Annotated in this window: 20 protein-coding genes; 8 read left to right on the plus strand and 12 right to left on the minus strand. The window is 65.6% G+C overall.

Annotation, left to right across the window (positions count from 1 at the left end; all coding sequences use genetic code 11):
- Positions 1–104 precede the first annotated feature (104 nt).
- The 3 genes from AC3FLX_RS13870 to AC3FLX_RS13880 all read left to right on the plus strand — a co-directional run bounded on the left by AC3FLX_RS13870 (position 105) and on the right by AC3FLX_RS13880 (position 2,103).
- Positions 105–692 carry a TetR/AcrR family transcriptional regulator gene (locus AC3FLX_RS13870; protein ID WP_488697395.1) on the plus strand — a complete coding sequence of 196 codons (588 nt, stop codon included), beginning with the start codon at positions 105–107 and terminating at the stop codon, positions 690–692.
- A 59-nt stretch (positions 693–751) separates the two neighbouring features.
- Positions 752–1,312, plus strand: coding sequence for an OB-fold putative lipoprotein (locus tag AC3FLX_RS13875; RefSeq protein WP_488697397.1), 561 nt, complete (start codon positions 752–754; stop codon positions 1,310–1,312).
- Positions 1,313–1,503: 191 nt separating this feature from the next.
- A complete protein-coding gene (locus AC3FLX_RS13880) occupies positions 1,504–2,103 on the plus strand; it encodes an Sbal_3080 family lipoprotein (RefSeq protein ID WP_488697399.1) in 600 nt (199 codons plus the stop codon).
- Between the two features lie 28 nt (positions 2,104–2,131).
- Here the strand turns inward: AC3FLX_RS13880 and AC3FLX_RS13885 are convergent, their stop codons facing one another.
- The 4 genes from AC3FLX_RS13885 to AC3FLX_RS13900 form a co-directional block, all read right to left on the minus strand.
- Positions 2,132–4,144, minus strand: coding sequence for a methyl-accepting chemotaxis protein (locus AC3FLX_RS13885; RefSeq protein ID WP_488697400.1), 2,013 nt, complete (start codon positions 4,142–4,144; stop codon positions 2,132–2,134).
- 253 nt (positions 4,145–4,397) lie between these two features.
- On the minus strand, positions 4,398–5,372 hold the full coding sequence (locus AC3FLX_RS13890) for a M14 family metallopeptidase (protein WP_488697402.1): 975 nt from the start codon (positions 5,370–5,372) through the stop codon (positions 4,398–4,400).
- A gap of 21 nt (positions 5,373–5,393) precedes the next feature.
- Positions 5,394–6,374 (minus strand): Bug family tripartite tricarboxylate transporter substrate binding protein, encoded by a 981-nt coding sequence (locus AC3FLX_RS13895; protein ID WP_488697403.1) that lies wholly within the window; start codon positions 6,372–6,374, stop codon positions 5,394–5,396.
- 141 nt (positions 6,375–6,515) lie between these two features.
- Positions 6,516–7,451: a LysR family transcriptional regulator gene (locus AC3FLX_RS13900; RefSeq protein ID WP_488697404.1), complete on the minus strand. Its 936-nt coding sequence runs from the start codon at positions 7,449–7,451 to the stop codon at positions 6,516–6,518.
- A 59-nt stretch (positions 7,452–7,510) separates the two neighbouring features.
- On the opposite strand from AC3FLX_RS13900, the gene AC3FLX_RS13905 reads away from it, so the two are divergent.
- Entirely contained in the window at positions 7,511–8,344 is an 834-nt protein-coding gene (locus AC3FLX_RS13905) for a MerR family transcriptional regulator (RefSeq protein WP_488697405.1), read from the plus strand.
- A 526-nt stretch (positions 8,345–8,870) separates the two neighbouring features.
- Positions 8,871–9,812 carry a TetR/AcrR family transcriptional regulator gene (locus AC3FLX_RS13910; protein WP_488697407.1) on the plus strand — a complete coding sequence of 314 codons (942 nt, stop codon included), beginning with the start codon at positions 8,871–8,873 and terminating at the stop codon, positions 9,810–9,812.
- 136 nt (positions 9,813–9,948) lie between these two features.
- Here AC3FLX_RS13910 and AC3FLX_RS13915 read toward each other — a convergent pair whose 3' ends face one another.
- The 3 genes from AC3FLX_RS13915 to AC3FLX_RS13925 are packed head-to-tail and all read right to left on the minus strand — an operon-like array spanning position 9,949 to position 15,874.
- On the minus strand, positions 9,949–11,421 hold the full coding sequence (locus AC3FLX_RS13915) for an efflux transporter outer membrane subunit (protein WP_488697408.1): 1,473 nt from the start codon (positions 11,419–11,421) through the stop codon (positions 9,949–9,951).
- Between the two features lie 2 nt (positions 11,422–11,423).
- Positions 11,424–14,579, minus strand: a complete 3,156-nt coding sequence (locus AC3FLX_RS13920) for an efflux RND transporter permease subunit (protein WP_488697410.1) — start codon at positions 14,577–14,579, stop codon at positions 11,424–11,426.
- A 41-nt stretch (positions 14,580–14,620) separates the two neighbouring features.
- Positions 14,621–15,874, minus strand: coding sequence for an efflux RND transporter periplasmic adaptor subunit (locus tag AC3FLX_RS13925; protein ID WP_488697412.1), 1,254 nt, complete (start codon positions 15,872–15,874; stop codon positions 14,621–14,623).
- 438 nt (positions 15,875–16,312) lie between these two features.
- Between AC3FLX_RS13925 and AC3FLX_RS13930 the strand changes: the two genes are divergently transcribed.
- Positions 16,313–17,023 carry a TetR family transcriptional regulator gene (locus AC3FLX_RS13930; protein ID WP_488697414.1) on the plus strand — a complete coding sequence of 237 codons (711 nt, stop codon included), beginning with the start codon at positions 16,313–16,315 and terminating at the stop codon, positions 17,021–17,023.
- Positions 17,024–17,029: 6 nt separating this feature from the next.
- Here AC3FLX_RS13930 and AC3FLX_RS13935 read toward each other — a convergent pair whose 3' ends face one another.
- A complete protein-coding gene (locus AC3FLX_RS13935) occupies positions 17,030–18,136 on the minus strand; it encodes an ABC transporter substrate-binding protein (RefSeq protein WP_488697856.1) in 1,107 nt (368 codons plus the stop codon).
- Positions 18,137–18,334: 198 nt separating this feature from the next.
- On the opposite strand from AC3FLX_RS13935, the gene AC3FLX_RS13940 reads away from it, so the two are divergent.
- Both AC3FLX_RS13940 and AC3FLX_RS13945 read left to right on the plus strand, forming a co-directional pair.
- Positions 18,335–19,045 carry a response regulator gene (locus AC3FLX_RS13940; protein ID WP_488697415.1) on the plus strand — a complete coding sequence of 237 codons (711 nt, stop codon included), beginning with the start codon at positions 18,335–18,337 and terminating at the stop codon, positions 19,043–19,045.
- A gap of 1 nt (position 19,046) precedes the next feature.
- On the plus strand, positions 19,047–20,531 hold the full coding sequence (locus AC3FLX_RS13945; protein WP_488697417.1) for a sensor histidine kinase: 1,485 nt from the start codon (positions 19,047–19,049) through the stop codon (positions 20,529–20,531).
- A gap of 61 nt (positions 20,532–20,592) precedes the next feature.
- Here the strand turns inward: AC3FLX_RS13945 and AC3FLX_RS13950 are convergent, their stop codons facing one another.
- From AC3FLX_RS13950 to cobN, 4 genes are all read right to left on the minus strand, one after another.
- On the minus strand, positions 20,593–21,459 hold the full coding sequence (locus tag AC3FLX_RS13950; RefSeq protein ID WP_488697419.1) for a ChaN family lipoprotein: 867 nt from the start codon (positions 21,457–21,459) through the stop codon (positions 20,593–20,595).
- On the minus strand, positions 21,456–21,836 hold the full coding sequence (locus AC3FLX_RS13955; RefSeq protein WP_488697421.1) for a DUF2149 domain-containing protein: 381 nt from the start codon (positions 21,834–21,836) through the stop codon (positions 21,456–21,458). The genes AC3FLX_RS13950 and AC3FLX_RS13955 overlap by 4 nt, the downstream gene beginning before the upstream one ends.
- Positions 21,833–22,342: a MotA/TolQ/ExbB proton channel family protein gene (locus tag AC3FLX_RS13960; RefSeq protein WP_488697422.1), complete on the minus strand. Its 510-nt coding sequence runs from the start codon at positions 22,340–22,342 to the stop codon at positions 21,833–21,835. The genes AC3FLX_RS13955 and AC3FLX_RS13960 overlap by 4 nt, the downstream gene beginning before the upstream one ends.
- A gap of 97 nt (positions 22,343–22,439) precedes the next feature.
- Positions 22,440–26,432, minus strand: a complete 3,993-nt coding sequence (gene cobN, locus AC3FLX_RS13965; protein ID WP_488697424.1) for a cobaltochelatase subunit CobN — start codon at positions 26,430–26,432, stop codon at positions 22,440–22,442.
- Positions 26,433–26,437 lie beyond the last annotated feature (5 nt).

The raw sequence follows: 26,437 nt of genomic DNA on the forward strand, positions 1-26,437 counted from the left end.
ATGGCGCCGCGCGGCGAGGAAGGTGAAGGAAGCCTCCACGCCGCCGCGTTGACTTGAACGCCGATGTGGCGGACCATCGGCCACAATGCAAACCGGAGCACATCATGCCGCGCGTATCAAAGGCGGAAGCGGAAAGAAACCGCGCAGTCATTGAGCAGGTCTCTTCGCGGCTGTTCCGCGAACAAGGATTTCACGGCATCAGCGTGGCTGACCTGATGGGCGCCGCTGGGCTCACGCACGGCGGCTTCTATGGCCATTTCGAATCGAAGGATGCACTGGCCGCCATTGCGTGCACGCGCGCGTTCGAGGAATCGGAAGCGCGCTGGCGCAAGCGCGTAAGCGACGCGCCGGACAAGGCCACCGCGTTGTCGTCGCTGATCGATGGCTACCTGTCCGCGCGCAATCGCAACAACGCAGGCGCGGGTTGCCCCGTTGCGGCGCTGGCCAATGACGTGGCGCGAGAGTCCGAAGACAAGCCCGTGCGCGAGTCGTTTCATGACGGTCTGGTGAGCCTGCTCGACATCCTCGTCAGCGTCCAGCCCGGCGACGATGCCAGCGCCGATCGCAAGACGGCCTTGGCGCAGATGGCCACGCTGGCCGGCGCCCTGATGCTGTCGCGCGCCACGCAGGGCACGCCGCTCTCCAACGAAATCCTGGCGGCCGCCAGGACCTTCCTGCTGCAGGAAGACTGACCCGGCTCCGGGCGCGCTACACTGGCGAACTTCGCAGTCCTGTAGCCCGCCCCATCCCGATGTTGAGCCGCACCAGACAAACCCTTATCGCTATCGTTGCCCTCGTCGTTCTCGGCCTGCTGTGGTTCGTGGGCAACGAGAAGCACGAAACGGCGCCCGTCGATACCGCTGCCGTCGCCGACCAGCCCGCCAGCTTGCCGCGTGGCATTCCGCGCAACGGTACGCTCGATCCGATCAGCATCGATCCCAACCGTCCGGCCGATCCGCTGCCCCAGTACCAGGCCGACGGACTGGCCGACGACTATCGCGCCGACGCCACCGCCGCGGATGACCGTTATCGCGGCCGCTACTTCATCGTCGAGGGCGTTGCCAGCGGTATCCGCCGGGACAACGACAACGTTTTCCTGGAGATCCGCACGGACAATCCCAACCAGATAGTGCGCGCCGCGCTGCTGCGCCAGCAGATCTGCGGTCCCGGCACGCGCGCCTGCGAAGTGGAGGCGCGCGCCACGATGGTCCGCCGCGGCCAGAAGGTGGCCGTCGAATGCACCGGCGCCGGACAGGGCGATGGCGGCACCCCGCTGCTGGCCGACTGCCTGATCCGGGGTGGCGCCAACTAGGTGCCAGGCATCCCGCGGATCACTTTGACGATTTGCGGCATCTGTCACCCGCTGTTCGACGCATTGACTCTTTGCCGGCACGCCTACATTACGCAGGCATGCTGCCGGCAATGCGTCCCTGAACCGCCTCTCGATCCCTGAGACGGATCCGGACGGCCGGCGCCCTCGCCGACGCGCATCCAGGATCCAAGATGAAGAGAGCAACGATTGCTGCCACGCTGGCCTTGCTGGCCACGGGCTGTTCCACCTACCAGAGCGTGACGCCGGTCGACCGCGCGGACCAGGTTGACCCGATCGCCGGCTACCAGAACGGTGCCTATGGCGGCCCGGCGCAGTTCCGCGTGGACGGCAACCGCGTGGTGGGTGCCGACGGCGCGCTGTTCTGCGTGATTACCAACCAGGTCAATGGCAATGCGTATGTGGACAGCTTTGCCAGTTCGCTGCGCGCGCGCAATTTCGAAGTGAAGATGCTGCCGCCGTATTCATCGGTGGCGTCGTGCCCGATGACCGCCGTCTACGCGGCCCAGCGCCAGACCTACATCACGCCGTTCCTGGTGGCGGCCGACATCACCATATTCCGCAATGGCGAGCGCGTGGGCAAGGCTGTGTACAACGCCAACCGCAGCGCGGGCGGCATCAACCTGAGCCATCTGATCCAGCCCGATTCCAAGATCGAGGAACTGGTCGACCGGTTGTTTCCGGGCCTGAAGCCGCAGCCCGTGCCGGCCCAGGCCGCACCAGCGCCCGCCCCGTCGCCGGAACAGGCACCGGCGGCAGCCCCCGCGGCCTGACGCCGCGAAAGCTGGATGGCCGGTCAGGTCAGGCCAGCCGGAACACTTCCACCGCCTGGCGCAGCTCCTGCGCCTGGTGATGCAGGCTTTCAGCCGCGGCCGCCGCTTCTTCCACCAGGGCCGCGTTCTGCTGCGTAACGCTGTCCATCTCGGCCACTGCGCCGCTGACCTGGGCCAGACCCTGCGACTGCTCGCGCGACGCCACGCTGATATCGCCCATCAGCGCCGCAATCGCTTCCACACGGCGCACCATGTCGTCGATCGCCGTACCGGCCTGCTGCACGGCTTCGTTGCCACTCTTCAGGTCGGTCACGGTGCGTTCGATCAGTTGCTTGATCTCGCCCGCGGCATTGGCGCTACGTTGCGCCAGGCTGCGGACCTCGCCAGCCACCACGGCAAAGCCGCGTCCATGCTCGCCGGCACGCGCCGCTTCCACCGCTGCATTGAGCGCAAGGATGTTGGTCTGGAACGCGATGCCATCGATCATGCCAATGATGTCCACCACCTGCTGCGCGTTGCGATGGATATCGGCCATCGTGTCGACGACTCGGCCGACCGTGGTGCCTCCCGCGCGCGCCGCATCGGCGGCACTGGCTACGGCCTCGTTGGCATCGTGCGCGTTGTCGGCGTTCTGCTTGACCGTCGCGGACAGCTGCTCGATGCTGGCCACCGTGCGCTCGAGGCTACCCGCCTGCGACGCCGTGCGCGCGGACAGATCGGCGTTGCCGCTGGCGATCTGGCTGGTGCTGCCCGCGATCGCGCCGACGCTGCCGCGCACCTTGTCCACGATGCCCGACAAACCCTGCCCCACACCGTCGATGGCGCGCATCAGTTCGCCGATTTCGTCGTTGCGGCGCGTGTCCAGACGCGCGGTCAGGTCGCCTGAGGCAAGGCGTGTGGCGGCATCGGCCGCCTCCGTCAGCGGCTGGCTGACCATCCGGCGCAACAGCCACCAGAACGCGGCGGAAACCGCCAGCGCGGCCAGCAGGCCGCCTGCCAGAAACCGGTTGCGGCTGGCCACGAGTTCATCGCGCAGCGATGCCATCGGCACCGTGCCGGCGATCAGCCACTGCCAATCGGGATAGGTCGCGTATGCGGTCAGCCGCTCAGTGGGCGCGCCATTGCCGATTGCCACGGTATTGACCACGGCACCGTCCTTGGCGGCGATCATGTCGCGCACCCATGTCTTGCCCTCGGCATCCTTCGCGTCGATCTGCACGGTACCTTCGGAACCCGAGCGGTCCACCATCACCTTGCCCTGATCGGCGCCGGGCTTGGCGTCGATGACGATGAACTGGCCGTCGTCGCCAATTTTCTTGCGGCGGATGCGGTTCTTCAGCGCGGCCAGCTCGGCCTCGACGTTGACGCCCACATAGAGCGCGCCGACGATCTTGCCGGCCGCGTCGCGCACCGGCTCGTATTTGCTCATATAGGGCTTGCCGAACAGCCATGCCAGCGAGCGGTAGGACTTGCCCGACGCCACCGCGGCATAGGCCGGGCTGGCGCGGTCCAGCAGCGTGCCGACGGCACGTTGTCCATCCTGCTTCTTGAGCGACGTCGTCACGCGGATATAGTCGTCGCCGGTACGGGCGAACACCGTGGCCACCACGCCGCCGGTGTTGGCGAAGAATTTGTCCGGCACCTCGAAGCTGTTGTTCAGCACCAGCTCGCCGCTGCGAAAGGCTGGCGTGGCCTTGCCGGCGACCTCGATGGTCTGCGAAGGATCCACCGCATACGGGCCGGGCAGCACGGCGGCAAAGTTCAGCAGAAAGCGATCGGCCTCCTGCAGCATGGTGTCATCGAGCTGCGCCACCAGCTCGCGCAGGGTCTGGCTCTCGGCGCTGATGGCGTCGCGGGCCTGCGATTCGAGCTGGTTCATGCTGCTCAGCGACAGGGCCAGCGAGAAGGCACCGAACGCAACGAGCTGGACGGCGAGCACGACCAGCGCGATGCGCGTGCCGATGCTCCAGCTGCCGGCGAGCGCGCGTACGCGGCCCGCCGCAGCCTGTCTCGGCAGGGTAAGGGAAGAGGTAGAAGACAAAGGGCGCTCCGTGAGTATCGCCGTGCGCCGTCATGACGCACGGGCGACGTCTGCTCTGACGGCAGATCGTCACAACGGAGTTATCGGATGTCGAAACAATACCCTTGAATTCAGGAAATACTTAATCTAGCTGCCGCCAACATATATCACGGCATGACAGGAAAAACGGGCGCCGGGCGCGGCCTCTTTGGGGGGCCGCTTGCCAGCGCGCGCCGTTGAAACACCCCTCTGCAACCAGTTTCAGAGTGCTGGTTCAGCCGTCCAGACGTCCCAGGCGCACAACCGTCACCCCTGGCCGAAGCTGCCGCAGCGACGGCATCACCAGTACGCAGTTCGGATACGGCGTCACCACCGGTTCACCATCGCGCCAGCCGATCACGGTGCCAGCCTCGGCAAACGTTTCAAGCCCGGTGTAGGCATCGGCAAAACGGAAATCCATGCTGCTGGCCACCACCGGATCGGTCACGCGCACCACGCGCTGCGCGGCAGGCAACGGCCGCAGCCAGCCGGCCGGCAGGTCGGCCTCGTCAATCACGCCCGCATTCAGCAGGAAGCGCGCGGTACTGTCGCGCGCCACATCCACCGCCGAAGTCTCCCAGTGCTGGCCGCATTCGATCAGTAGCGCGTTGCGCGGGCTGGCAGGATCGCCAAAGTCCGCGTAATCGCGCATGCGGCGGCCTTCCGGATGGCCTTCATCCACGATGATGTCGGCCGGCGCGCCGACGGCCTGCGACAGCGCGATGCCCTTGTCCAGCGGACCCGACACGATCAGCGGCCGGCTCTTTTCGTGCATCGAATGCAGGTCGAGCAGCAGGTCCACGGTGTCGATTACCGGTCGCATGGCGCGGGCGCGGCGCAGCTCCGACGAATCGCGCGACAGGTCGTCCAGCACCGCGGCGGTCCACACGCGGTTGAAGTCCTGGTCCACAAAGCGCGACGCATCGGGCCGGGCGGCATCGAACGTCGCGTAGGCGTCCACGTTGGCGAACGACAGCGTCAGCCGGCCGCGGCGCGGACGCAAGCCGTGATCGAGCAGCCCAGCCACGGTGATCGCGCCGCACACTTCGTTGCCGTGTGTCAGTGCATTGATCATCACATGTGGACCCGACAGGCCGCTGTCGAACGTATGGACGTAGGCGACGCCGGCGTTGCCCTGGGCGTACGGGCGGATATCGGGAAACTCGACTTCGACCGGATAAGCGTCGAAGGACAGGGGGCTATGCGTCATCTGGACTCCCTTGCGCATGACTTACTGGTGAATATCGGCCACCTGCACGATCGTGCGGTACTTGGCTGTCTCGCGTTTCACGAAGCTGGAAAACTGGGCCGGATTGGCCGGATGTACCTCGACACCAGCCTCCGCCAGCTTCTTGCGCACGTCCGGCAACGCCAGTACCGCCTGCATTTCAGTATTCAGCCGATCGATAATTGGCTTCGGTGTAGCACTAGGCGCCATCAATCCGAACCATACTCCCATGTCCACGCCCTTCAGCGACGGCGTCTCGGCCAGGGCCGGGACATTCGGCGCCACGCTGGCGCGCTTGCCTTCGGTGACGCCATAGGCCCGCACGCGGCCGGCCTGGATATGCGGCAGTGCCGACGACAGGACCATCACGGCCAGGTCGATCTGGCCGCCGAGCAAGTCGGTGGCCATCGCCGAGGCGCCCTTGTAAGGCACATGCGTGATGTTGACCTTGCCCTGCTGCTTGATCAGCTCGCCGGCCAGGTTCAGCGGCGTGCCCACGCCTGAGGACGCATACGACAACGAACCCGGCTTGGCCTTGGCCAGCGCGATCAGTTCACCGGCGTCCTTGGCCGGCAGCTGCAGCTTGCCCACCAGCACCATCGGCTGCGTGCCGACGAAGGTGATCGGCGCCAGGTCCTTCTCGCCGTCGTAGCGCACGGCCGGATTGGTCAGGCGGGCGATCGACACCTCGCTGCCCGAACCCATCAGCAGCGTGTAGCCGTCGGCCTCGGCCTTGACCACTTTCTGCGCGCCAATCGTGCCGCCCGCGCCACCCAGGTTCTCGATCACCACGCTCTGGCCCAGGCGTTTGCCCAGTTCCGGCGCCACGGTGCGCGCCACCAGATCGACGCTGCCGCCGGCGGTGTAACCCACCACCAGGGTGATCGGCTTGGTGGGATAGCTGCCATTCGCCAATGCGCTGGTGGTAACGAATGCACAACTGGCGACGGAAGCGGCGGCAAGCACGCGCAGCAGGGTCTTCATGATTTCTCCGGCAGGTCTGTGAATGTTTCCGGCGATGGTAGAGAGCGCGCAAGGCTGCGGCATGCGGCTTTGGCAACAGCGGTTGCCGTTTTGGCAATGGTCGAAAATGGTGCGCGGCGGCCTTGCGGACGCCGGCAGGCACTACTTCGACGCAGCGCTCCAGAACGCCTCGGCCAGCGGCCGCATCTGTGCGCGCGGCCGGTACAGGCGGATATCGAGGGCGAGGTCGGCGGTGTCGCCGCCCTGCAGATCCGCGCGCACCAGGCGGCCCGTATGCAGGTCGTCGGCAATCAGCCGGGCCGGCAGCCACGCCAGTCCCATCTTCTGGCGCACCATCTCGTGGACCGACTCCGCGAAGTCGCTGACCGCAATCACGTCGAGCCAGCTCGCGAGCTTGCGGCGCGCGATCTCCTGATTGACCATGCGGCCCATCGTCAGGGTTTCGGCATAGGCGATCATCGGCACCGGCGCGGGACGTGTCCCCGCTTTCGGCTTCTGCAGCCGGAATTCCGGCCCGCCACGCGAGGTTGCCACGGACACACACACCAGCCGCTCGACCCCGACGGCATGGAACTGGTATCGCGCATCGTCGAGCATGACGGGCAGATCGTGCGGGCTGTAGCAGAGCAGAAAGTCAGCGTCGCCTTCGGTGAACATCTCCAGCGCGTCGTGCGTGGAATGCGTGGAGAGCCGCGTCCGGAATCCGGCACCAGCCGGGTCATCGCGCAATGCTTCGCGCAGGCCGGCCAGCCATGCGGGAACCATCGATCGCGCCAGTGTCTTGCCGGTGGCAATCGTGAGCGTGCGGGCATCGGCGCGATGCGCGGCACGCAGCGCCATGCGTGTTTCGTCAAGCGTGCGCAGTGCCGACTGCGCGGCTTCCAGGAACTGGCGTCCTTCGTGTGTAAGCCGCACGGGAAATGCGCTGCGATCGATCAGCGGCGCACCGGCCCACACTTCCAGCGCCTGCATGCGGCGCCCGAACGCCGGCGGCGTGACGTTGCGCAGCTCGGCGGCACGCGCGAGACTGCCGGCCTGGGCCAGGCAGACGAAATCTTCGAGCCAACGGATATGCATGGGGACGCCAGAAAGTGTTGGCGCATTGTAACGTCGACCGCTCGGTTAAAATTTTGGCCATGCCATCTCCGTCGCGCGGCGCCCAGCCCAAATCGTCCGAGTCCGCCTCGTCCAATGCCTCCGCATCGGACCGCGCGGCGTTTCCGGAATACACGATCGACGAGTTGGCGCGTGTGTCGGGCACCACGGTGCGCAATATCCGTTCGTACCAGGATCGCGGGCTGATCGACCCGCCCGAGCGGCGTGGTCGCGTGGGCATCTACACGCAGTCCCACCTCGGCCGTCTACGGCTGATTCACCATCTGCTGGCGCGCGGCTACACGCTCGCCAACATCATGGAGCTGCTCAAGGCCATCGTGGAGGGCCACGACCTCCGATCGATCCTCGGCCTGGAATCCGCCATCAGCAGCCCGTGGACCACCGAGGCGCCGCGCCATTTTTCCTACCTGGAGCTGGCCCGCCTGTTTGGCCGTGCGGTCTCGCGCCCTGCCCTGGCCAAGGCGATCTCGCTGGGGCTGCTGGAACCGGACGGCTTCGGCTATCTCGTGCGCAGCCCGCGTGCTTTGGCAGCCGGTGCGGAAGTGGCCCGTGCAGGCTTTCCGCTCGACGACGTGCTCGACATCATCGACCATGCGCGCGGCCACTTGCAGGCCGTCTCGGACCGCATCGTCGGCATGGTGGTGCGCGAACTCGACAAGTTTGGCGAAGGGCAACTGCCGCCGCCATCCGAAGTGCCGCGCATCGTCGACGTGCTATGGCGCACCCGTCCGCTCGCGCTTGTGATGCTGGAAACCGAGATGATGCGGTCGCTGGAAATCTCGGCCAACAAGTATCTGGGCGACAGGGTCGCCGCCATCATCGAGCATCTTGGAGAGAAGACGCGCGGAGACTGATTGAAGCGCGTGCTTTGGCGTTATTGAGAAACGCGGACAGTTCCACAGGTGCATTCACGAGGGCGCGCATCCGATAGCGTGCAGCGAATCGCAGTTCAGCGATTTGTTGTCGGCGGCATTGATCGTGACATTGAACGATGTCATCGTTAACCCCGGTGCCGACATGGTCAATGCGATGGACCGAAGAATTGCTCTATTTTTAGGGCGTTGCCAGTGACCATTTCCGACCGGTATCGGGGCCAATCCCCGATTGTCAGTGCTGGCGTTGACGGCGCAGAATGCTGCCACGTTGTAACGGACCATCATGGCGTGATGCGAGTATTCGCCAGGCGGAATCGGATAAGCACGAAAGCTTGCAATTTAGAGCAAGTCTTCGAAAAATGGTCTTGTGAAACGTTCGGAGCGCTGGATAGGCTCCCTACAACCGTTTCAAGCATCCGTATGCCGATAGAGCGCGGAGCGAAGCGGTCGTGGATTGAATTTTTTTGCAGGGGTCCACAGCGGTTTTTCAGCGAGAGACGCCCCCATGAAGACCGGGAAAAGCACGGCAGGAGATACCAAGGCTCGCATCCTGGATGCGACCGAGAAGCTGTTCATCGAGGTTGGCTATGAAGCGACGTCGCTCAGGCAGGTAACTTCCCGAGCGATCGTCAATCTGGCTGCCGTGAACTATCACTTCCGCAGTAAGGAAATCATGATGCAGTCGGTGCTTAGTCGCCGGCTGGATCCACTCAACACGCGACGGCTTGCACTGCTGGATGCCTGCGAGGCACGCTGGCCGGGCAACGCCATCCGATGCGAGCACGTGATGGGTGCGCTGTTCATGCCCGCGCTACAGATGGCGCGCGAGCCAGAGGTCGGCGGCCCGTCATTCCTGCGCCTGCTTGGGCGCGTGTATTCCGATACCTCACCGTTCATTCAGTCCTGGCTGATGGGGCACTACGCACCCGTGTTCGGACGCTTCTTCGAAGCGTTTGCGCGCGCGCTGCCCGAAGTGCCACGTCAGGAACTGGGTTGGCGCCTGCATTTCGCGCTCAAGGCGTTGGCGGGAGTGCTGGCCGGCGATGAACTCGGCAACCTGATGCCGGCGTTCACGCAAGGCAAACGGTTGAGCGACGCGCAGGTGCTGGCGCAACTGACATCGATGGTCGTCGCGGCCCTCAAGGCGCCCTCGCCCGCGATGCAGGAACTCGGCGCGCTGCAGGAAGTGTTCGAGATCGGCGAGGCCCAGCACGCCGACGAACAGGCGCTCCTTGCGGCGGCCACGGCCACGGCCGAGGGCGATGCCCAGGATCTCGCCGCGGCAACCGCCGCGGCATTGGATCGCGCACGGCGCAGCGCGCGGGCCACGCGCAGTGAAGGCGCGGCGCGCCCGCCTACCGCCAGCATGGCGGTGCGGCGGGAGCATTGCGCCACCTTCCCAAGCAATCCGCTCGACGACTGGATGCGCACCCGCCCCAGAACCTAGCGGCACGCACGCGCCAGCCAAGCTCGTGTTTTTCCTGGCGGCGAAGTACAAGTTCCGAGCGGGTCCCGCAGCACAAACAAGAAGGGCGAAGCCTCATCGGCTTCGCCCTTCGTACTTCGTGCTTCGGCAAACGTCCTTACTGCACGGTCGTCTGCGGTGCGGCCTGCGCTACCGCGCCGGTTTCCTTCAGGCCACCACCAAGCGCGCGATACAGATCGATCGCGTTGGTCAGGCGCAACTGACGCGCCTGCACCAGTGCCTGCTCGGCCGAGAACAACTGGCGCTGTGCATCCAGCTCGTCCAGGTAGCTCGCCACGCCACTACGGAAACGCAGGCGCGACAGCTCGTAACGCGCGGCTTCCGCATTGCGCTGCTGCTCCTGGCCGGCGACCTGCTCTTCGAGCGTGCCGCGTGCCACCAGCGCATCGGCCACTTCGGCAAACGCGGTCTGGATCGTCTTCTCGTAGTTGGCGATCTGGATGTTCTTGCGTACGTTGGCAAGGTCCAGGTTCGACAGGTTACGGCCATAGTCGAAGATCGGCACTTGCAGCGACGGCGAGAACGACCAGATGCCGGTGCCCGAATCGAACAACCGCGAGAACGACGGGCTGATGGTGCCAGCGCTGGCCGTCATCGTGATACGCGGGAAGAACGCCGCACGCGCCGCGCCGATGTTGGCGTTGGCCGACAGCAGCTGCTGCTCCGCCTGACGGATGTCGGGGCGTTGCTCCAGCAGTGACGACGGCAGGCCTTGCGGGATATCGCTGATGATCCGCTCGTCCGACAGGCTCATCGGTGCAGGCAGGTCAGGGATTTCCGCGATCGGCTTGCCGACCAGCACTTCGAGCGCGTTCTGCGCCTGGGCACGCTGGCGCGCCAGCTGGGCCGCGGCCACGCGAGCCTGGGCGACCAGCGATTCGTTGTCGCGCAGATCGAGTGCCGAGGTGGCGCCCGCATCGAAACGCTTCTTCGCCAGCTCGTAGGTGCTCTGGCGCGCTTCCAGCGTGTCACGCGCCAGCTGGTATTGCTCGGCGGCGGCACGTTCGGCCAGATAGGCCTTGGCCACTTCCGACACCAGCGAGATATACGCGGCGCGGTGCGCCTCCTCGGTGGCAAAGTACTGCGCCAGCGCGGCATTCGACAGGCTGCGCACCCGGCCGAAGAAGTCCAGCTCCCACTGCGTAACGGACAGGCCCACCTGGTAGATGTTGCCCGTGAACGACTGGCCGCCCGCGCCCGATGTCAGGCCAGAGAACTTGCCGCGCTGGAAGCTCGCGTCGCCGTTCACCGTCGGCAGCAGGTCGGCCCGCTGGATCTGGTACTGCGCGCGTGCTTCCTCGATGCGCAGCGCCGCCGTGCGCAGGTCACGGTTGTTTTCCAGCGACGTGGCAATCAGCGTCTGCAGGCGCGGGTCGGTAAAGAACTCGCGCCAGCCGATATCGCCGGCCCGGCGCGTTTCACCGGTCTTCACCTCGGCCGTGGCATAGCCTTCCGGCGCGGCGGGGTAGCTGCCCGCCACCGGGGCGGCAGGACGGTCGTAGTGCGGCGCCAGCGTGCAGCCGCTCATCACCCCGGCCACCAGCAGCAATGTGGTCAAAGTCTTGGTCATGGTCAGATTTCCTTCTGGCTGCTTTCCAGGCGAGCCTGCTCACGCTCGTGCTGGGCCTTGCTGCCCTTGAAGCGGCCGCGCACCACCACGAAGAATACCGGCACCAGGAAGATCGCCAGCACGGTTGCCGTGATCATCCCGCCCATCACGCCCGTACCGATGGCGCGCTGGCTGCCCGAGCCGGCTCCGGTGGAGATGGCCAGCGGCAACACGCCCAGGATGAACGCCATCGACGTCATCAGGATCGGTCGGAATCGCAGGTGCACCGCTTCCAGCGTCGCGTCGATCAGGCTGCGGCCCTGCGCCTGCAGGTCCTTGGCGAATTCCACGATCAGGATGGCGTTCTTCGCCGACAGACCGATCGTGGCGATCAGGCCCACCTTGAAGTACACGTCGTTGGGCATGCCGCGCAGCGTCACACCCAGCAGCGCGCCGATCACACCGAGCGGCACCACCAGCAGCACCGCGACCGGGATCGACCAGCTCTCATAGAGCGCGGCCAGGCACAGGAACACGATGATCAGCGACAGCGTGTACAGGATCGGTTCCTGCGATCCGGCCAAACGTTCTTCGTACGACTGGCCCGACCACTCGAAGCCGAAGCCCGGCGGCAGCTTGGCGAAGTTCTCTTCCATCACGCGCATCGCCTCGCCGGTGGACTTGCCCGGCGCGGCCTGGCCGGCCAGCTTCACGGCAGGCATGCCGTTATAACGCTCCAGGCGCGGCGAACCCATGATCCACTGCGACGTGGAGAACGCGGAGAACGCCACCATGTCGCCGTTGGCATTGCGCACGCGCAGCTTGCCAAGGTCGTCGGGCAGTTGGCGGTCCTGGCCCTCCGCCTGCACGATCACACGGCGCACGCGGCCTTCGTAGATGAAGTCATTCACATACGAGGAGCCGAAAGCGATCGACAGCGTCTGGTTGATCTCGGCCACCGATACGCCCAAAGCACGGGCCTTCTCGCGGTCGATATCGATACGCAGCTGCGGCGCGTCTTCCTGGCCTTCCGGGCGCACACCAACCAGCGCGGGCGACTTCGCGGCCATGCCGAGCATCATGTTGCGCGCTTCCATCAGCTTCGCGTGGCCCTGGCCCGTACGGTCCTGCAGCCGGAAGTCGAAGCCCGACGAGTTACCCAGTTCGGCAATCGCCGGCGGGTTCAGCGGGAAGATGATCGCGTCCTTGATGAACGACAGCGTGCCGAATGCACGGCCCACCAGCGCCTGCGCGGTCTGGTCGGCACCCGGACGCTCCTTCCAGTCCTTCAGGCGCACGAACGCGATACCACCGTTCTGGCCACGGCCGAAGAACGAGAAGCCCGCCACCGTGATCATCTGGTCCACCACCTTCGATTCCTTCTGCAGGTAGTAGTCCTCGATCTGCTTGAGCACGCCGATCGTGCGCTCTTGCGTGGCACCCGTGGGCAGCTGCACCACGGTGATCATGTAGCCCTGGTCTTCGTCAGGCAGGAACGACGACGGCAGACGCTGGAACAGCACCACCACACCGGCGATGATCAGCGCATAGATGATCAGGTAGCGGCCCGAGCGCTTGAGAATGCGCGCCACGATGCCCTGATAACCGGTCGATGCCGTGGCGAACGTGCGGTTGAACCAGCCGAAGAAGCCCTTCTTCTCATGATGGTGTCCTGCTTCCACCGGCTTGAGCAGCGTTGCGCACAGGGCCGGGGTCAGCGTCAGCGCCAGCACGGCGGAGAACGCCATCGACGAGATCAGCGACAGCGAGAACTGCCGGTAGATGTTGCCGACCGAGCCGGAGAAGAAGGCCATCGGAATGAACACGGCGGTCAGCACCAGCGTGATGCCGATGATGGCGCCGGTGATCTGGCCCATTGCCTTGCGCGTGGCCTCGCGGGGCGAGAGACCTTCCTCGCTCATGATCCGCTCGACGTTCTCGACCACCACGATCGCATCGTCCACCAGAATACCGATGGCCAGCACCATGCCGAACATGGTCAGCACGTTGATCGAGAAGCCGAACGCCAGCATCGCGCCGAACGTGCCCAGCAGTGCCACCGGCACCACCAGCGTCGGAATCAGCGTGGCGCGGAAGTTCTGCAGGAACAGGTACATCACCAGGAACACCAGCACCACGGCTTCCAGCAGCGTCTTGACCACTTCCTCGATCGAGATCTTCACGAAGGCCGAAGTGTCGTACGGCACGCTGTATTCGTAGTCGGGCGGGAAGAAGCGCGACAGCTCTTCCATCTTCGCGCGCACGGCGTTGGCCGTGGCCAGCGCATTACCGGTAGGCGACAGCTTGATGGCGATGGCCGATGCCGGCTTGCCGTTGATGCGGGCCAGCGTCGAATAGTCGGCACCGCCCAGTTCCACGCGACCCACGTCCTTGATGCGCACCGACGAGCCGTCCGGATTCACGCGCAGCAGGATGTTGGCGAACTGCTCGGGCGTGGTCAGCCGGCTCTCGGTGCTCACCGTGGCGTTGAGCTCGGTACCGCGCGGCGACGGCGTGCCGCCGAGTTCGCCCACCGCTACCTGGATGTTCTGCTCTGATACGGCAGCGGTCACATCCAGCGGCGTCAGGTTGTAGCCCGTCAGCTTGGCCGGATCGAGCCAGATGCGCATCGCGTATTCGGTACCGAACAGGTCGGCCGCACCTACGCCCTGCACGCGGCGGACGGAGTCCACCACCTGCGCGGAAACGAAGTTACCCAGCTCGATCGCGTCGGACTTGCCCGACTTCGACGAAACCGTGATGAACATCATGTAGTTGTTGCCGGCCTTGTCGACCCGAACCCCCTGCTGGCGCACTTCCGACGGCAGACGCGCTTCCACGCGCTTCAGGCGGTTCTGCACTTCCACGGAGTTCAGATCGGCGTTCGAGCCGGGCGCGAACGAGATGTTGATCGTGGCCAGCCCCGACGATTCACTCTGTGATTCGTAGTAGAGCAGGTTGGGCGCGCCGTTGAGTTCCTGCTCGATCGGCGTGATCACCGAGTCTTCGATCGTCTTGGCCGACGCACCGGGGTAAGTGGTGGACACCGTGATGATCGGGGGCGCGATATTGGGGTACTGCGCGATCGGCAACTGCGTGATCGCCAGCATCCCGCCCAGCACGATGATCAGCGCGAGCACCCACGCAAATACCGGCCGGTCGATAAAAAACTTCGCCATGAATCTGGCTCCCTAAACTGATTCCTGGATGGGGCGCTTGATCAGCCCTGCTTGGCCGGGGACTTGTCCTCGGCCTTGGCGTCCTTGCCGGCCTCGGGCTTTGCGCCCTGGGCCGTGGCGGCCGATGCCGGCGCGGCGTCCGCCGTCTTCGGTGCCTGGAACGGCACGGCCTTTGCCGGTGCGCCGGGGCGAACCTTCTGCAGGCCTTCGACGATCACCTTCTCGCCGCCCTTCAGGCCTTCGGTCACGATCCAGCGGTCGCCGATGGCCTGCGGTGCCTTGACGGGCACGGCGGCCACGTTGCCGTCAGCGCCCACCACCAGCACGCTGGCACCCTGGGCGCTGCGGATCAGCGCGCGTTGCGGCACGGTCAGGGCGGTTTCGTCGATACCCTGCTCGATCTTCACGCGCACGAACGTGCCCGACAGCAGCTCGCGCTTCGGGTTCGGGAATTCGGCCCGCAGCGTGATGGCGCCGGTGGTCGGATCAACCGTCATGTCCGAGAACAGCAGCTTGCCGGTGGCACCGTATTCCTTGTCTCCGGCCTCGGGATACAGATGCACCTTCGCACCGCCGTTCACGCCCTTGACCTTGCCCGATTCGATGGCGGCGCGCAGGCGCGCCACTTCGGATGCCGGCTGCGTAAAGGTCACCCAGATCGGGTCCACCTGTTCGACGGTGGCAAGCTTGGTGGCTTCACCCTTGCCCACCAGCGCGCCTTCGGTCACCAGGGCACGGCCCACGCGGCCAGAGATCGGCGACGTCACGGTGGTGTAGCCAAGGTTGATCTGGGCGGTGGTGACCGCGGCCTTGGCGGCGGCGATGTCGGCGTTGGCCTGGCCGGCGGCGGCCACGGCATCGTCGTATTCCTGCTTGCTGACCGCGTTCACGGCCACCAGCGGCTTGTAGCGCTCGGCCTTCTGGCGCGCCGAGACGGCATTGGCTTCAGCGCGTTCCAGCTGCGCCTTGGCCGACGCGAGCTGCGCCTGGTACGGAGCCGGGTCGATGCGGAACAGCACCTGGCCAGCCTTGACCTCGCCGCCTTCGGTGTAATTGCGGGACAGCACGATGCCCTCCACGCGAGCGCGCACTTCAGCGGTACGTACGCCTTCCAGGCGGCCGGGCAATTCATTGACGACGGTAACGGCAGACGGCGTGACAGTGACCACACCCACTTCCGGCGGCGGCATCGCGCCGCCGTTGGCAGCCTTCTGGCCGCAGGCGGACAACGCCAGGACAGCGGCGGTGGCGGCGGCAGCAGCGGCTACGCAACGGATTCGTTGGGACTTCCTCATCGATAACCCCGTGATGGCAATTTGAGATCTGCCGCGCCGCCCCCAACGTTGCGTTGGAAGCAGTCGCGCCCCGGGGGCGGGGCGCGGCGGCCAAAAAGTGATGCTTGAGTCAGGCGGACTTGTGCGGCAGGGCCGACTGGTCACCAGAACTGGTGAAAAAAACGGCTTGGCCGAAGTCCGGACAGGCGCGTAGTATAGATACATTCGCGCATGTATGTAAGTCCCAATTACGAAATTAGCGCAGCACGCAACACTTCGCACCTGTTGTGTGCATTGGAATGTTCAGCCCCTGCGAGCACGATTGTTCCATTCACGGTACGATGCGGCCCGCCGGTGCCATTGAGCAATTTGAATAGAGAAACCCTTCGCCACGCGTGAAACGCGGCGCGGGAGTCAGGAGACCCGGACGGCCACCCACTGGCCCTGGGGAAAGAGGAAATGGTCAGACGTACCAAAGAAGAAGCGCTCGAGACGCGCAACCGGATTCTGGACGCCGCGGAGGCCGTGTTCCACGCCCGTGGCGTGGCACGCCCGTCGCTGGCAGACATTGCCGAGGCGGCAGGCGTCACGCGCGGCGCGATCTACTGGCACTTCAAGAACAAGAGCGACGTGTTTGCCGCCATGTGCGACCGCGTCAACCTGCCCGTCGAGGCGCTGTGCGCGCCAGAGCGGTTGGCACTGCAGGAAGACCCGCTCGGCGGCATCCGCGACATTTGCGCCTTTGTGTTCCGTCAGACGGTGACCAATCCGCAGTGGCGCCGCGTCTTCGAGATCATCTTCCACAAGTGCGAGATGGTGGAAGACAACGGCGCCATCTTCGAGCGCCAGCGCGCGTCCCACCAGGATGGCACCGTCAAGATGCGCGAGCACCTGCGGCTTGCGATGGAACGCGGCCAGCTGGCAGCGGACCTGGACCTCGATCTGGCCGTGATGGCATTCCACGCCGCGATTGGCGGCGTGCTGGCCCACTGGCTTTTCTCTCCCACCGATTTCGAACTGAACCGCGAGGCCGAACGCCTGGCGGACACCTTCATCGACACGCTGCGCCTGTCGCCCGCGCTGCGCGTGGGCTACGTGCCGCGCCCGATGGCACCGCTCGATGCCGAAATGGCAGCGTTGTGCGAGCGGCCCCAGACCATCGTCGCCTGATTCCAGTCAGCCTTTCAGTGCCTCGCGCCATCGCGCGAGGAAGGCTTTCTTGCGTAGCGCGTCCTGCGCGGCCAGCAGTCCCGGCCCGACGCTGATCGGCTTGAGCGCATAGCCGAGCCGTTCGGCCAGCGCGTTGGCCGTATGCGAGCTCTCGGTATCGGTGCGGATGGTATAGAGCTGGGATGTGGATTGACCCAGCGATGCCTGGCCTTCGCGCGACAGCAGGTAATCCAGCCACAAGCGTGCCGCATTCGGGTGCGGCGCGCGACGCGCGATAAACGCCACGCGCGACATCACCAGCGTGTAGTCACGCGGCGCAATCACGCCGATGCCGGCGCCTCGCTCCATCAGCGACAGCGCATAGGACCCCAGCAGGTTGTATCCCAGCACCAGTTCGCCGCTGGCAATGCGCTCGATCATGTCGGCCGTCGACGCCGACAGCCGCACCTGCGCCCGGCCCAGCGCCTGCGCCAGATACCAGAATTCGCTGCCCATGCGCGCGTCCTGCTGCGCCAGCAGATAGCCCACGCCAGAACGCTCGACGTCGTACGTCACCACCCTGGCACGCCATTGCGGCGCGTGTTCCTGCAGCAGTCGCGCCAGGCCGCTGCGGCTGCCCGGCACATGAGCGCCCGCGAAATGCTTGCGGTTATAGACGATCACTGCCGGCTCGAAAGTGGTACCCCAGGCCTCGTCGCGCCAGACGGCCCAGCTCGGCAGCCCCGCGCGCTCCGGCGAGTCGTAACGCTGCGCATGGCCATCGTTGACGAGCTTGATCTGCAGGTCCATCGCCGTGCTCCAGAGCACGTCGGCGTAGGCCGAATCACGCCCGGCCTGCGCCTGGCCGAGACTCGCGCTTTCCGCCAGAAAGCGTTCGTGCAGCTCCAGCGTATTCAGGTCCTGGTAGTTCACGCGCACGCCTGGAAATCGCGCTTCGAAACCGCGGATAAGCGGCTGCACCACCTCCAGGTCAGTCGACGCGAAGACCGTCACGGCCCCTTCTTTCTGGGCGCGCGCGATGATCTCGGCATAGTCGCCCGGGTACCCTTCGGGCACACGCGGCGCGGTCTGGGCCAGTGCCGGCAGGCCAGCGGCCAAGGCTCCGCCGGCCAGTAGCAACTGGCGGCGCGTGGCGCGAAAGGACTCCGGAAGCAGGTTGGGGGCGATGGGCACGGAAGACTGTGTGAGGGCGCTGACGTTGACCCTGGTGGCCCGCGGACACCTGCGGGCAGGGCGGAGGTATTATAGGCGCCCGCGGGATGCAAGGGCGCCCGCGCGAGACAAGACAAGAGCGGGCAGAGGAGGTCCGGCATGCGCATCCTGCTGGTGGAAGATGAAGTGGAACTGGCCCGCTGGGTGGCACGCGCACTGGAACAGGGTGGCTTTGTCATCGAGCACGTCGCCGATGGTCTGCAGGCCGAGGCGCGCCTGACGGCCGAAGAGTACGACGCCGTGGTGCTGGACCTGCGCCTGCCCGGCAAGGACGGCCTGGCCGTGCTCAAGTCCATGCGTGGACGCGACGACCGCACGCCGGTACTGATCCTGACGGCCCAGGACACCCTCGACGAACGCGTGCGCGGCCTGAACCTTGGTGCCGACGACTACCTGCCCAAGCCATTCGCCATTGCCGAGCTGGAAGCCCGCATCCTTGCGCTGATCCGCCGCAGCCGTGGCCGCGCGCACCCGCGTTTGCAGTGCGGCACGCTGGTGTTCGACGGCGAGACACGCAGCTTCACACTGGGCGGCTCGCCGCTTTCGCTGACGCCGCGCGAATCGACGCTACTCGGTGCACTGCTGGCCCGCAGCGGCCAGCCGCTGACCAAGGCGCAACTGCTGGACAAAGTGTTCTCGCTCGACGCCGACGTCAGCCCCGATGCCATCGAAGTGCTGGTCTATCGCCTGCGCAAGAAGCTGACCGGCCACGGCGTCACCATCGTCACGCTGCGCGGCTTTGGCTATCTGCTGGAACCCGAAGCACCCGACACCGCTGCCGCGCCGGAAACACCCAAGGCCGGTGACTGACATGTGGCCCCGCCACCTGCGCCAGCGCGCGCGCCTGCCGGTGCGGCTGTGGTTGCGCGGCAGTCTGCGCCGCCAGTTGCTGATCCTGCTCGTGCCTGCGCTGGCGCTGATGATGGCCGTCGACACCTGGTTCACCTATGGCACGCTGCGCGACGCGGCCAATACCGCCTACGACCGCTCGCTCTACGGCTCCGTGCGAACCATCGACAACGCCATCGGCATGGCCGGCGAGAGCGTGCAGCTCACGCTGCCCGACGCCGCGATGGAAATGTTCGAAACCGCCTCGCAGACGCATGTGTTTTATCGCGTGTCGATGGAACGCGGCGGCAGCATCGAGACCGTCACGGGCTACGACGACCTGCCCCTTCCCAAGGGTGCGCTCGTCAACAACGTGCCACGCTTCTACGACGCCGTTTATCACGGCGACGCCGTACGCATCGCAACGATGGCCCGGCCGATTTATCGCCCCGACGCGAACATGCGGGTCATCATCCAGGTGGCGGAAACCGCCGAGCCACGCGCGGCGCTGATCGGCAATGTGTGGCGCAGCGCGCTGCTGCGCGATATCGCGCTGATCGTGCTGTCGGCGGTGATACTGGTCGGCGGCATCACATACGTGCTCAAGCCGCTGCAACGGGTACGCGACGACGTGCGCGCGAGATCGCCCGAAGACCTCGCGCCGCTGGAGTTCGACGTCGTGCCGGTGGAAGTCCGGCCGCTCGTCGACGCGGTGAACCTGCATGTATCGCGCTCCGAGGCGATGGCGCAATCGCAGATCCAGTTCATCGCCGACGCCGCGCACCAGCTGCGCACGCCGCTGGCCATCCTGAAGACGCAAGCCGAATTCGCCCAGCGGCAATTGCAGATACGGCAGGACGAACCCTCGCGCGAGGCCGCGTCGGAGGCCGTGGGCGGTATCGTCACGCAGCTGGAGCAGGCAGCGCGCCTGACCAACCAATTGCTCGCGCTGGCCCGCGTGCGGCAACCCGCGCGCGAAGGCGCCACGTCCGAAGAAGAAGCCGGCATCATCGACGCCGTGACCGTCGCGGAACAGGTGGCGCTGGACTATCTGCCGCTGGCACGCGGCAAGCAGCAGGACTTCGGCTGGGAGCGCCCCGCCGATCTGACCCTGCCGGTACACGCCGACGCCGCATTGCTGCGCGAGGCACTGGCCAACCTCGTGCATAACGCGATCCAGTATTCGGGACGCGGCAGCCGTATCACGCTATCGGCCGCACGAAGGAACGGCCATGCGCTGCTGGTGGTGGAAGACGACGGTCCCGGCATTCCCGAGAGCGAGCGCGAGAAGGTATTCGCGCGCTTCTATCGGCGCGTGGAAAACACCGAGCCGGGGTCCGGACTCGGGCTGGCGATCACGCGCGAGATGGCGGCCAGGTTCGGCGGAAAGGTAACGCTGCGGGATGCCACGCAAGGCAGGGGATTGCGGGCCGAAATGGATTTCGTGCTGGCGGATTCGCAAGCCTGACTTCCCTCTCCCCGGTCTGCACACCGTTTCGCGGGAGAGGAAAGCACGTACCGCGTACCGCTTACTGCCGCATCGGCTTGCTCATCACCGCATCCTTGCACGGGTCTTCACGCTCCTTTGCAGGCACGCGCACCACTTCGTCGAATCCCTTGTCGGGCGAATCGGATTCGATATAGCCCACGCTGAGCACGCGCGCGCCGTCAGGCAGCCAGCGCGGCACGCCGATGTCGCGCCGCACATGGCCATTCCCCGCGATCAGCACCGCGCCACGGCTCGCATAAGGACGCAGCGTCTGTGCCATCACCGCATCGCGCGCAGCCTGTGCGTTCAGCATGCCGGGCAGCATCACCTTCGGAAAATGGCCGCAGTGGCCGGCGTCCAGCACGGCGGTCTGCGCCGTAACGATGTCTTCCGGCAGCGCGCCGCCAAGCCCCAATGTCTTCTGCTGGTCCGTCGCAAAGACATCGCCAAAGCCGCCACGCACGATCTTGCCGGCGTCGGCACGCGACAGGTTCGCGGCACGCAGCGGCAGGTTGTATTGCAACGCCAGTGCCACCACGGGCTTGTACAGCGTCCAGTCCCAGCCGCTCTTGCCACCGCCGGCCTGTTCGATCAGATAGTCGGCATCGTGCGGCCGTTCGATGCGCGCCCGGTCGATATCGGCCTGGCGTTCGCGGTCGAACTGCTCCATCGCGATGGCCGGCCGCCATCCCGCTTCCACCGCGCGCGTCAGCGCCTGCAAACGCTGTTGCTGCGCCGCCGCGCTGTCATGGACTTCGCCCAGCAGCACATAGGACTTGTCAGCGAACTTCAGACTGATGGCCTGCGGTGTTGCCGGGGGTGCGGTGACGGTCGACGCGCAGCCGGCGGCAAACGCCACGGCGGCCACCAGCGAGAGCAGCGTGAAAGGCTTGAACGGGCGCGTCATGGCTTGGCTGGCTCCGGTTGCGTTTGTGCCTGCGTGGCGCCGGTGGCGCCGCTGGCATTCCCGCCAGCCGATGCTTCCGGCACATAGACCATCGAACCATCCTTCATGCGATATGCCACGCCGGCCTTGATGCCGTCGCCGGACCCGACCTGGCCGCTCGCCTGGTAGCGAACAATTTTCTCGCCCTGGCGCGACACGATTTCCATGTTCGGCTTGCCCGGATTGGAAATGATGGTCACGTCGTTATGCGTAAACGGATTGAGCGGGTTCTGCGCGATGGTCACCAGCAAGGCGGCGATCACCACCAGGAACACGTCGATCAGGTTGACGACCGACAGGATGGGATCGTCGGCTTCGCTTTCCTCCAGGAATTTCATGCCTCGGACTCCCATTGCGGATGCGACTGGCCCAGCCACACGAGTTCCTCGGCCAGCCAGCGCCGGCGCACGTTGACCACCCAGAACGTGATACTGGCCGCGATCAGCGCCAGTATCACCGCCGAGAACGCGATGGTCAGGTTCTCGCCCACATTCGCCAGATTGCCGCCGGACAGTCCCTTGAGCGCCGGCCCCATCGGGATCATCGTGGCGACCAGGCCCAGCATCGGCGCCACGCGCGAGGCAATGCGCGGCCGCTCCAGCAGCCTGTGCGCGGTCACGTCGAGCGCATCGGGATTGCTGACCTTGTGGCGGCGTGCCCAGGCCACCAGCGGATAGCCGCGTCCCGAGCCGATGGCATGCCGGCTACGCAGCCAGGCCTGCATGGCGAAATCGCCCAGCGCCCAAAACGCATAGAGAAACAGCAAGCCAATCAGCGCCAGCGTCGGGTACAGGAACAGCTGGCCGACGTCATACATCAGGGTTTCAAGCAGGGTAGGTGTCATGGTCAAACAGGATCAGATATATCTATGCGATTAATGACTCATGCGAAAAACATCGAATCAACATTCTTCGCCTCAATGAATTCTGGCTCCACGGGCTTCAGCCGCTCAAGCGCCGGCGCGCGCTGATGGCGCCGCCAACGATCGCCGCCGCCAGGGCAATGCCACCGGCCAGCCAAGATAGCACCGGCACGATGGCCGCGGCCGGGGGTTTCCGCTCTTCCAGCTTCATCCCCTGAACCGCTTGCGCCGGAGGCTGGGCTGGCGAAGGCTGCGGTTGCGGCGGCTGCGGTTGCTGCTGCGCGGCCGGTGCCGGTGGCTTCGGGCTGGGCGGCGCTGATTTCGGCTGCGCGGGCGCGGCGGGCGCCTGCAGACCGTATCCGGGCGCCGCGGGTGCCAGGGTGTCACGATACGCGTTGAACTGGCGATTGTTGCTGCGGATGTCGTGGCGCTGCGCCAGTTCGTCATACCGTTTTGCCAGCGTCTTCAGCATCGCCGGGTCGGCATGCCAATAGCCCTTGCGCGCGGCTTCGAGCATGCGCTCGATCACCTGCGCCTGTGCCTGCGGCGCGTTGCGTTCGAACCATTCGTTCAGCCCGAGCTTGTGCTTGTCGTTGACGTAGACGTCGGCGAATTCGGTCCACTGATCGTCGCGCACGATCTCCGGCGAGACGGCGGTCCAACCCCAGAAGTTGTTCACCGTGTCGAGCACGTTCAGCGCACCGCTGTATCCCTCGGCCTTCATGCCTTCGATCCAGCCCGGATGGAAATAGCGCGTGCGCAGCTCGGTTGCCAAAAAGCTCGCGGCCGTTTCCGTCTTCGCGTTGTTCGCATCGCGCAGATTCGAGATCAACAGCTCCGGGGCCTTGCCGGTCAGATGCCTTACGGCCAGGCCAATGCCGCCCAGGTACTGGAACGGGTCGTCGGTCGTCAGCATGCCGTACAGGTTCGAACTGCGCGCCAGCAACGCGCCGTCCACGCCCTTGAGATTCTCGGCGTAGAGGTTCGCTTGCGGCAGCTTCTCGCCCCAGTATTTTTCATCGGGACCGTACGCGTACTGCATGCGCGACAGATACAGGTTGGCCAGTTTCGCGTCGGCTGCCTTGCCGCTGCCGAACGTATCGGTTGCCAGCGTGGCATCGTTCAGCCCCGTGCCATAGTTGCCCGATTCACTCGCGAAGATGCGCGTGATGGCCAGCCCGTCCAGGCGGTCCGGCGCGACACCGATCCTGGCCAGTTGCGCGCGCATGTCCCGCGTATTCGCCGCCACGACGTTGCCCGGTTCCGGTTGCGCGGCGGCCAGCTTCACGGCCTCGGCCAGCCACTTCATCAGGTTCGGAAAATGATCGCGGTACAGTCCGGTCGCCGACAGCACCACATCGACGCGCGGCCTGCCCAACTCGCTAGCCGGAATCGCTTCCACGCCCACCACACGTCCACCGTCATCCCACTTTGGGCGTATCCCGAGCACGGCCATCGCTTGTGCTTCGAGCATGCCCTGATGACGCATGGTCTCCACGCTCCACAGCGAGAACGCCAGCTTCTTCGGCCATTGGCCGTGCCGCTTGCGCCAGTCCGCGATCATCGCTTCGGCGGCGGCCTGACCCGCCTTCCACGCCTCGCGGCTGGGTACCTTCGACGGATCGAAACCATAGAGGTTGCGGCCGGTGGGCAGCGCGTCGGGATTGCGAACCGGATCGCCGCCGGTACCCGTCATCACATGACGCCCGGCCAGCGCGGCCAGCAAGCCCTCGTTCTCGGGGCTAGCATCCAGGCTCGCATACAGTTGCCGCGCCCGTTGCATATCTTCGCGCTGCTTCGCATCCTTGAGCGATTCAAGCGGTGCATTCTCGATGACGTAACGACGCACCATCGCGTAGGGCAGGGACGTCGACAGCTGCGCGTAGTCCACCGCGAATACCTCTTCCGGTTCCTCGGGGAACACGCGCTTGATCCAGTCCCTGCCGAGCATCGCCATGACCGTGTACAGACGCAGACCTTCGTCCTGCGATTGTCCGAACGTATGCAGACCGTACGGCTGCAGCGTGCCGCCAAGTTCATGCAGATGGATGTGCAACGCATCGAGGTAGGCCGCGAATCCGGTGCGCGCGCGCGCCTCGGTCCAGCCCATGTCTTCGAACACATGCATGGTCTTGCTGCGTGCGAGGATGTCCGCGGCCAGGGTGTCCTTCACCGCGCCTTCGTCCTGCGCCAGATAGGCGTGCAGTTGATCGTGCAGTTGCGTCAGCTCCGTATGCAGGCCCGCCGGCTTGAACGGCGGCGTCTGGTGGCTGACGATGACCGCGCGGCCGCGCCGCTTGGCCTGGATTGCTTCACCGACGTCATCGACGATGTACGGATAGATGACCGGCACATCGCCCAGCACCAGATACGGTTGATCGGTGACGGCCAGTGCGCGCTCCTTGCCGGGGGTCCATTCCTGCGTGCCGTGCGTGCCGTAGTGCACCAGCGCTTCGCGGTCCTGTCGCGCCCACAGATACGCCGCCATGTAGAAGTGGTTCAGCGGCGTTTTGGTCGAGTGATAGAGCGCTTTCTCATCCGACTCATTACGTTCGCCGCGCGGCGGCACCGGCATCAGCGCGACATTGCCCAGTTGCACGCGTGGGATCACAAAGCCGGACTCACCATTGCGCGTGGTGGCCATCGACGATTGCTCGGGCTTGCCCCAGCGCTCCGTCACCGCCGCGCGCATATCCGCCGGCAGCGCATCGAACCAGGCACGGTAGCGCGACATCGGCATCCACACGCCGAGACCGGCGTCGAGCAGCGGTTCCAGGTTGCCGGGCCGATAGAACGGCGCCAGCAGTGCGCCCAGATCACGTTGCAGCGTGGCTTCGTCGGCGGCTTCGGTGCGATAGCCCGCCGCGCGCAATGCCGCCAGCGTGCCTGCCAGACTCCTGGGCAAGTTGAGGAACGACGCGGACAGATTCTTTTCGCCGGCAGGGTAGTTGTAGAACAGGATCGCCACGCGCTTGTCGGCGTTCGGCGTGCGCTGCAGCCGGGTCAATGCGATTGCCTTGTTGGCCACCGCATCGATCTGCGCAGGCAGGCTCACGATGGCGCCATCGCCCTTTGCCGTGGCAGCAGCCAGCATCGGGTCCACCACGCCCGCCAACTCGGGCTGCACCAGGTAGAACGGCGTGTCGGTCAGGCTGATGCCGTGCGGATCGGCTGCCCAGTCCGCGGCATCGCCCTTGCGATAAGGCATCACCTGTAGCACCGGAATGCCCAGCGCCTCGAACTCGGCCTTGCGACCCTGCGGGTTCAGCATGATCTGACCGTTGATGAGAACGTCGACGATGCGCTTGCCGTCGGGTGCGGCCATGCGCGTGATGCCGTCGGCGTCCATCACCGGGCCGTAGAACACCAGCGCGCGCGCATGGCGTGCCTCGATTCGCGCCACCAGGTCGTCGATGAACGCACTGTCCAGCCCCGACACGTAAGCCTGGTGGATCGCCACGCCGATCACAGGCGCGTCGTCGGCGCCCGATGCGCGCAACGCCTCCGTCGCCGATGTGGTGACCACGTTCGGCAGGCGCGGATGGTAGTACGCGGCCTTCGGAAAAATCGTCGGCGCCGGAATCGACGCATCGCCGCGCAGGCGGAAGTGATCCGCCGCCAGCGTGCGCATCATGGCATCGAAGTTGGCGCGGCCACCATTGGCGTAGTACGCCAGCAGGCGCGTTGCGAGTGCGTTATCGATGCCGTGCGCCTCGGCACGATCGGTCGCCAGCAGCACGCGCGCGGTCTTCGAGTTGGTCCACAACGATCCGAGCTGCGCAAGCATCGCCGTGACGATATGTTCGCGCGGTGCATCGACGATCAGCAGGTCCGTCTTCGTGGCAAAGACATCGAGATCCTGCGAGGAGAGCTTTTCGATATAGCGCGCCTCCAGCGTCATGCCGTGCTGTTGCGCCATGTCGCGCAGCGGCGCGAACTTGCCGGCCGGCACCGGTGACGTGGTCAGGATGTGGATGACCGGCGCCGCGAAAGCTATCCGCGCGGACAGCGCCAACAGCAGTACACCCAGCCACACCGCCAGCCATCTTGTCGTTATTGATTGTGGGGACATCGTGC

The sequence above is a fragment of the Cupriavidus sp. 291-E7 genome (assembly GCF_057798835.1).

Coding starts and splice junctions, on each gene's coding strand:
- AC3FLX_RS13925 (WP_488697412.1), bottom strand. CDS start 15,874: ATGAGGAAGTCCCAACGAATCCGTTGCGTAGCCGCTGCTGCCGCCGCC.
- cobN (WP_488697424.1), bottom strand. CDS start 26,432: ATGTCCCCACAATCAATAACGACAAGATGGCTGGCGGTGTGGCTGGGT.
- AC3FLX_RS13915 (WP_488697408.1), bottom strand. CDS start 11,421: ATGACCAAGACTTTGACCACATTGCTGCTGGTGGCCGGGGTGATGAGC.
- AC3FLX_RS13930 (WP_488697414.1), top strand. CDS start 16,313: ATGGTCAGACGTACCAAAGAAGAAGCGCTCGAGACGCGCAACCGGATT.
- AC3FLX_RS13875 (WP_488697397.1), top strand. CDS start 752: ATGTTGAGCCGCACCAGACAAACCCTTATCGCTATCGTTGCCCTCGTC.
- AC3FLX_RS13950 (WP_488697419.1), bottom strand. CDS start 21,459: ATGACGCGCCCGTTCAAGCCTTTCACGCTGCTCTCGCTGGTGGCCGCC.
- AC3FLX_RS13870 (WP_488697395.1), top strand. CDS start 105: ATGCCGCGCGTATCAAAGGCGGAAGCGGAAAGAAACCGCGCAGTCATT.
- AC3FLX_RS13895 (WP_488697403.1), bottom strand. CDS start 6,374: ATGAAGACCCTGCTGCGCGTGCTTGCCGCCGCTTCCGTCGCCAGTTGT.
- AC3FLX_RS13905 (WP_488697405.1), top strand. CDS start 7,511: ATGCCATCTCCGTCGCGCGGCGCCCAGCCCAAATCGTCCGAGTCCGCC.
- AC3FLX_RS13920 (WP_488697410.1), bottom strand. CDS start 14,579: ATGGCGAAGTTTTTTATCGACCGGCCGGTATTTGCGTGGGTGCTCGCG.
- AC3FLX_RS13910 (WP_488697407.1), top strand. CDS start 8,871: ATGAAGACCGGGAAAAGCACGGCAGGAGATACCAAGGCTCGCATCCTG.
- AC3FLX_RS13945 (WP_488697417.1), top strand. CDS start 19,047: ATGTGGCCCCGCCACCTGCGCCAGCGCGCGCGCCTGCCGGTGCGGCTG.
- AC3FLX_RS13880 (WP_488697399.1), top strand. CDS start 1,504: ATGAAGAGAGCAACGATTGCTGCCACGCTGGCCTTGCTGGCCACGGGC.
- AC3FLX_RS13960 (WP_488697422.1), bottom strand. CDS start 22,342: ATGACACCTACCCTGCTTGAAACCCTGATGTATGACGTCGGCCAGCTG.
- AC3FLX_RS13955 (WP_488697421.1), bottom strand. CDS start 21,836: ATGAAATTCCTGGAGGAAAGCGAAGCCGACGATCCCATCCTGTCGGTC.
- AC3FLX_RS13900 (WP_488697404.1), bottom strand. CDS start 7,451: ATGCATATCCGTTGGCTCGAAGATTTCGTCTGCCTGGCCCAGGCCGGC.
- AC3FLX_RS13940 (WP_488697415.1), top strand. CDS start 18,335: ATGCGCATCCTGCTGGTGGAAGATGAAGTGGAACTGGCCCGCTGGGTG.
- AC3FLX_RS13890 (WP_488697402.1), bottom strand. CDS start 5,372: ATGACGCATAGCCCCCTGTCCTTCGACGCTTATCCGGTCGAAGTCGAG.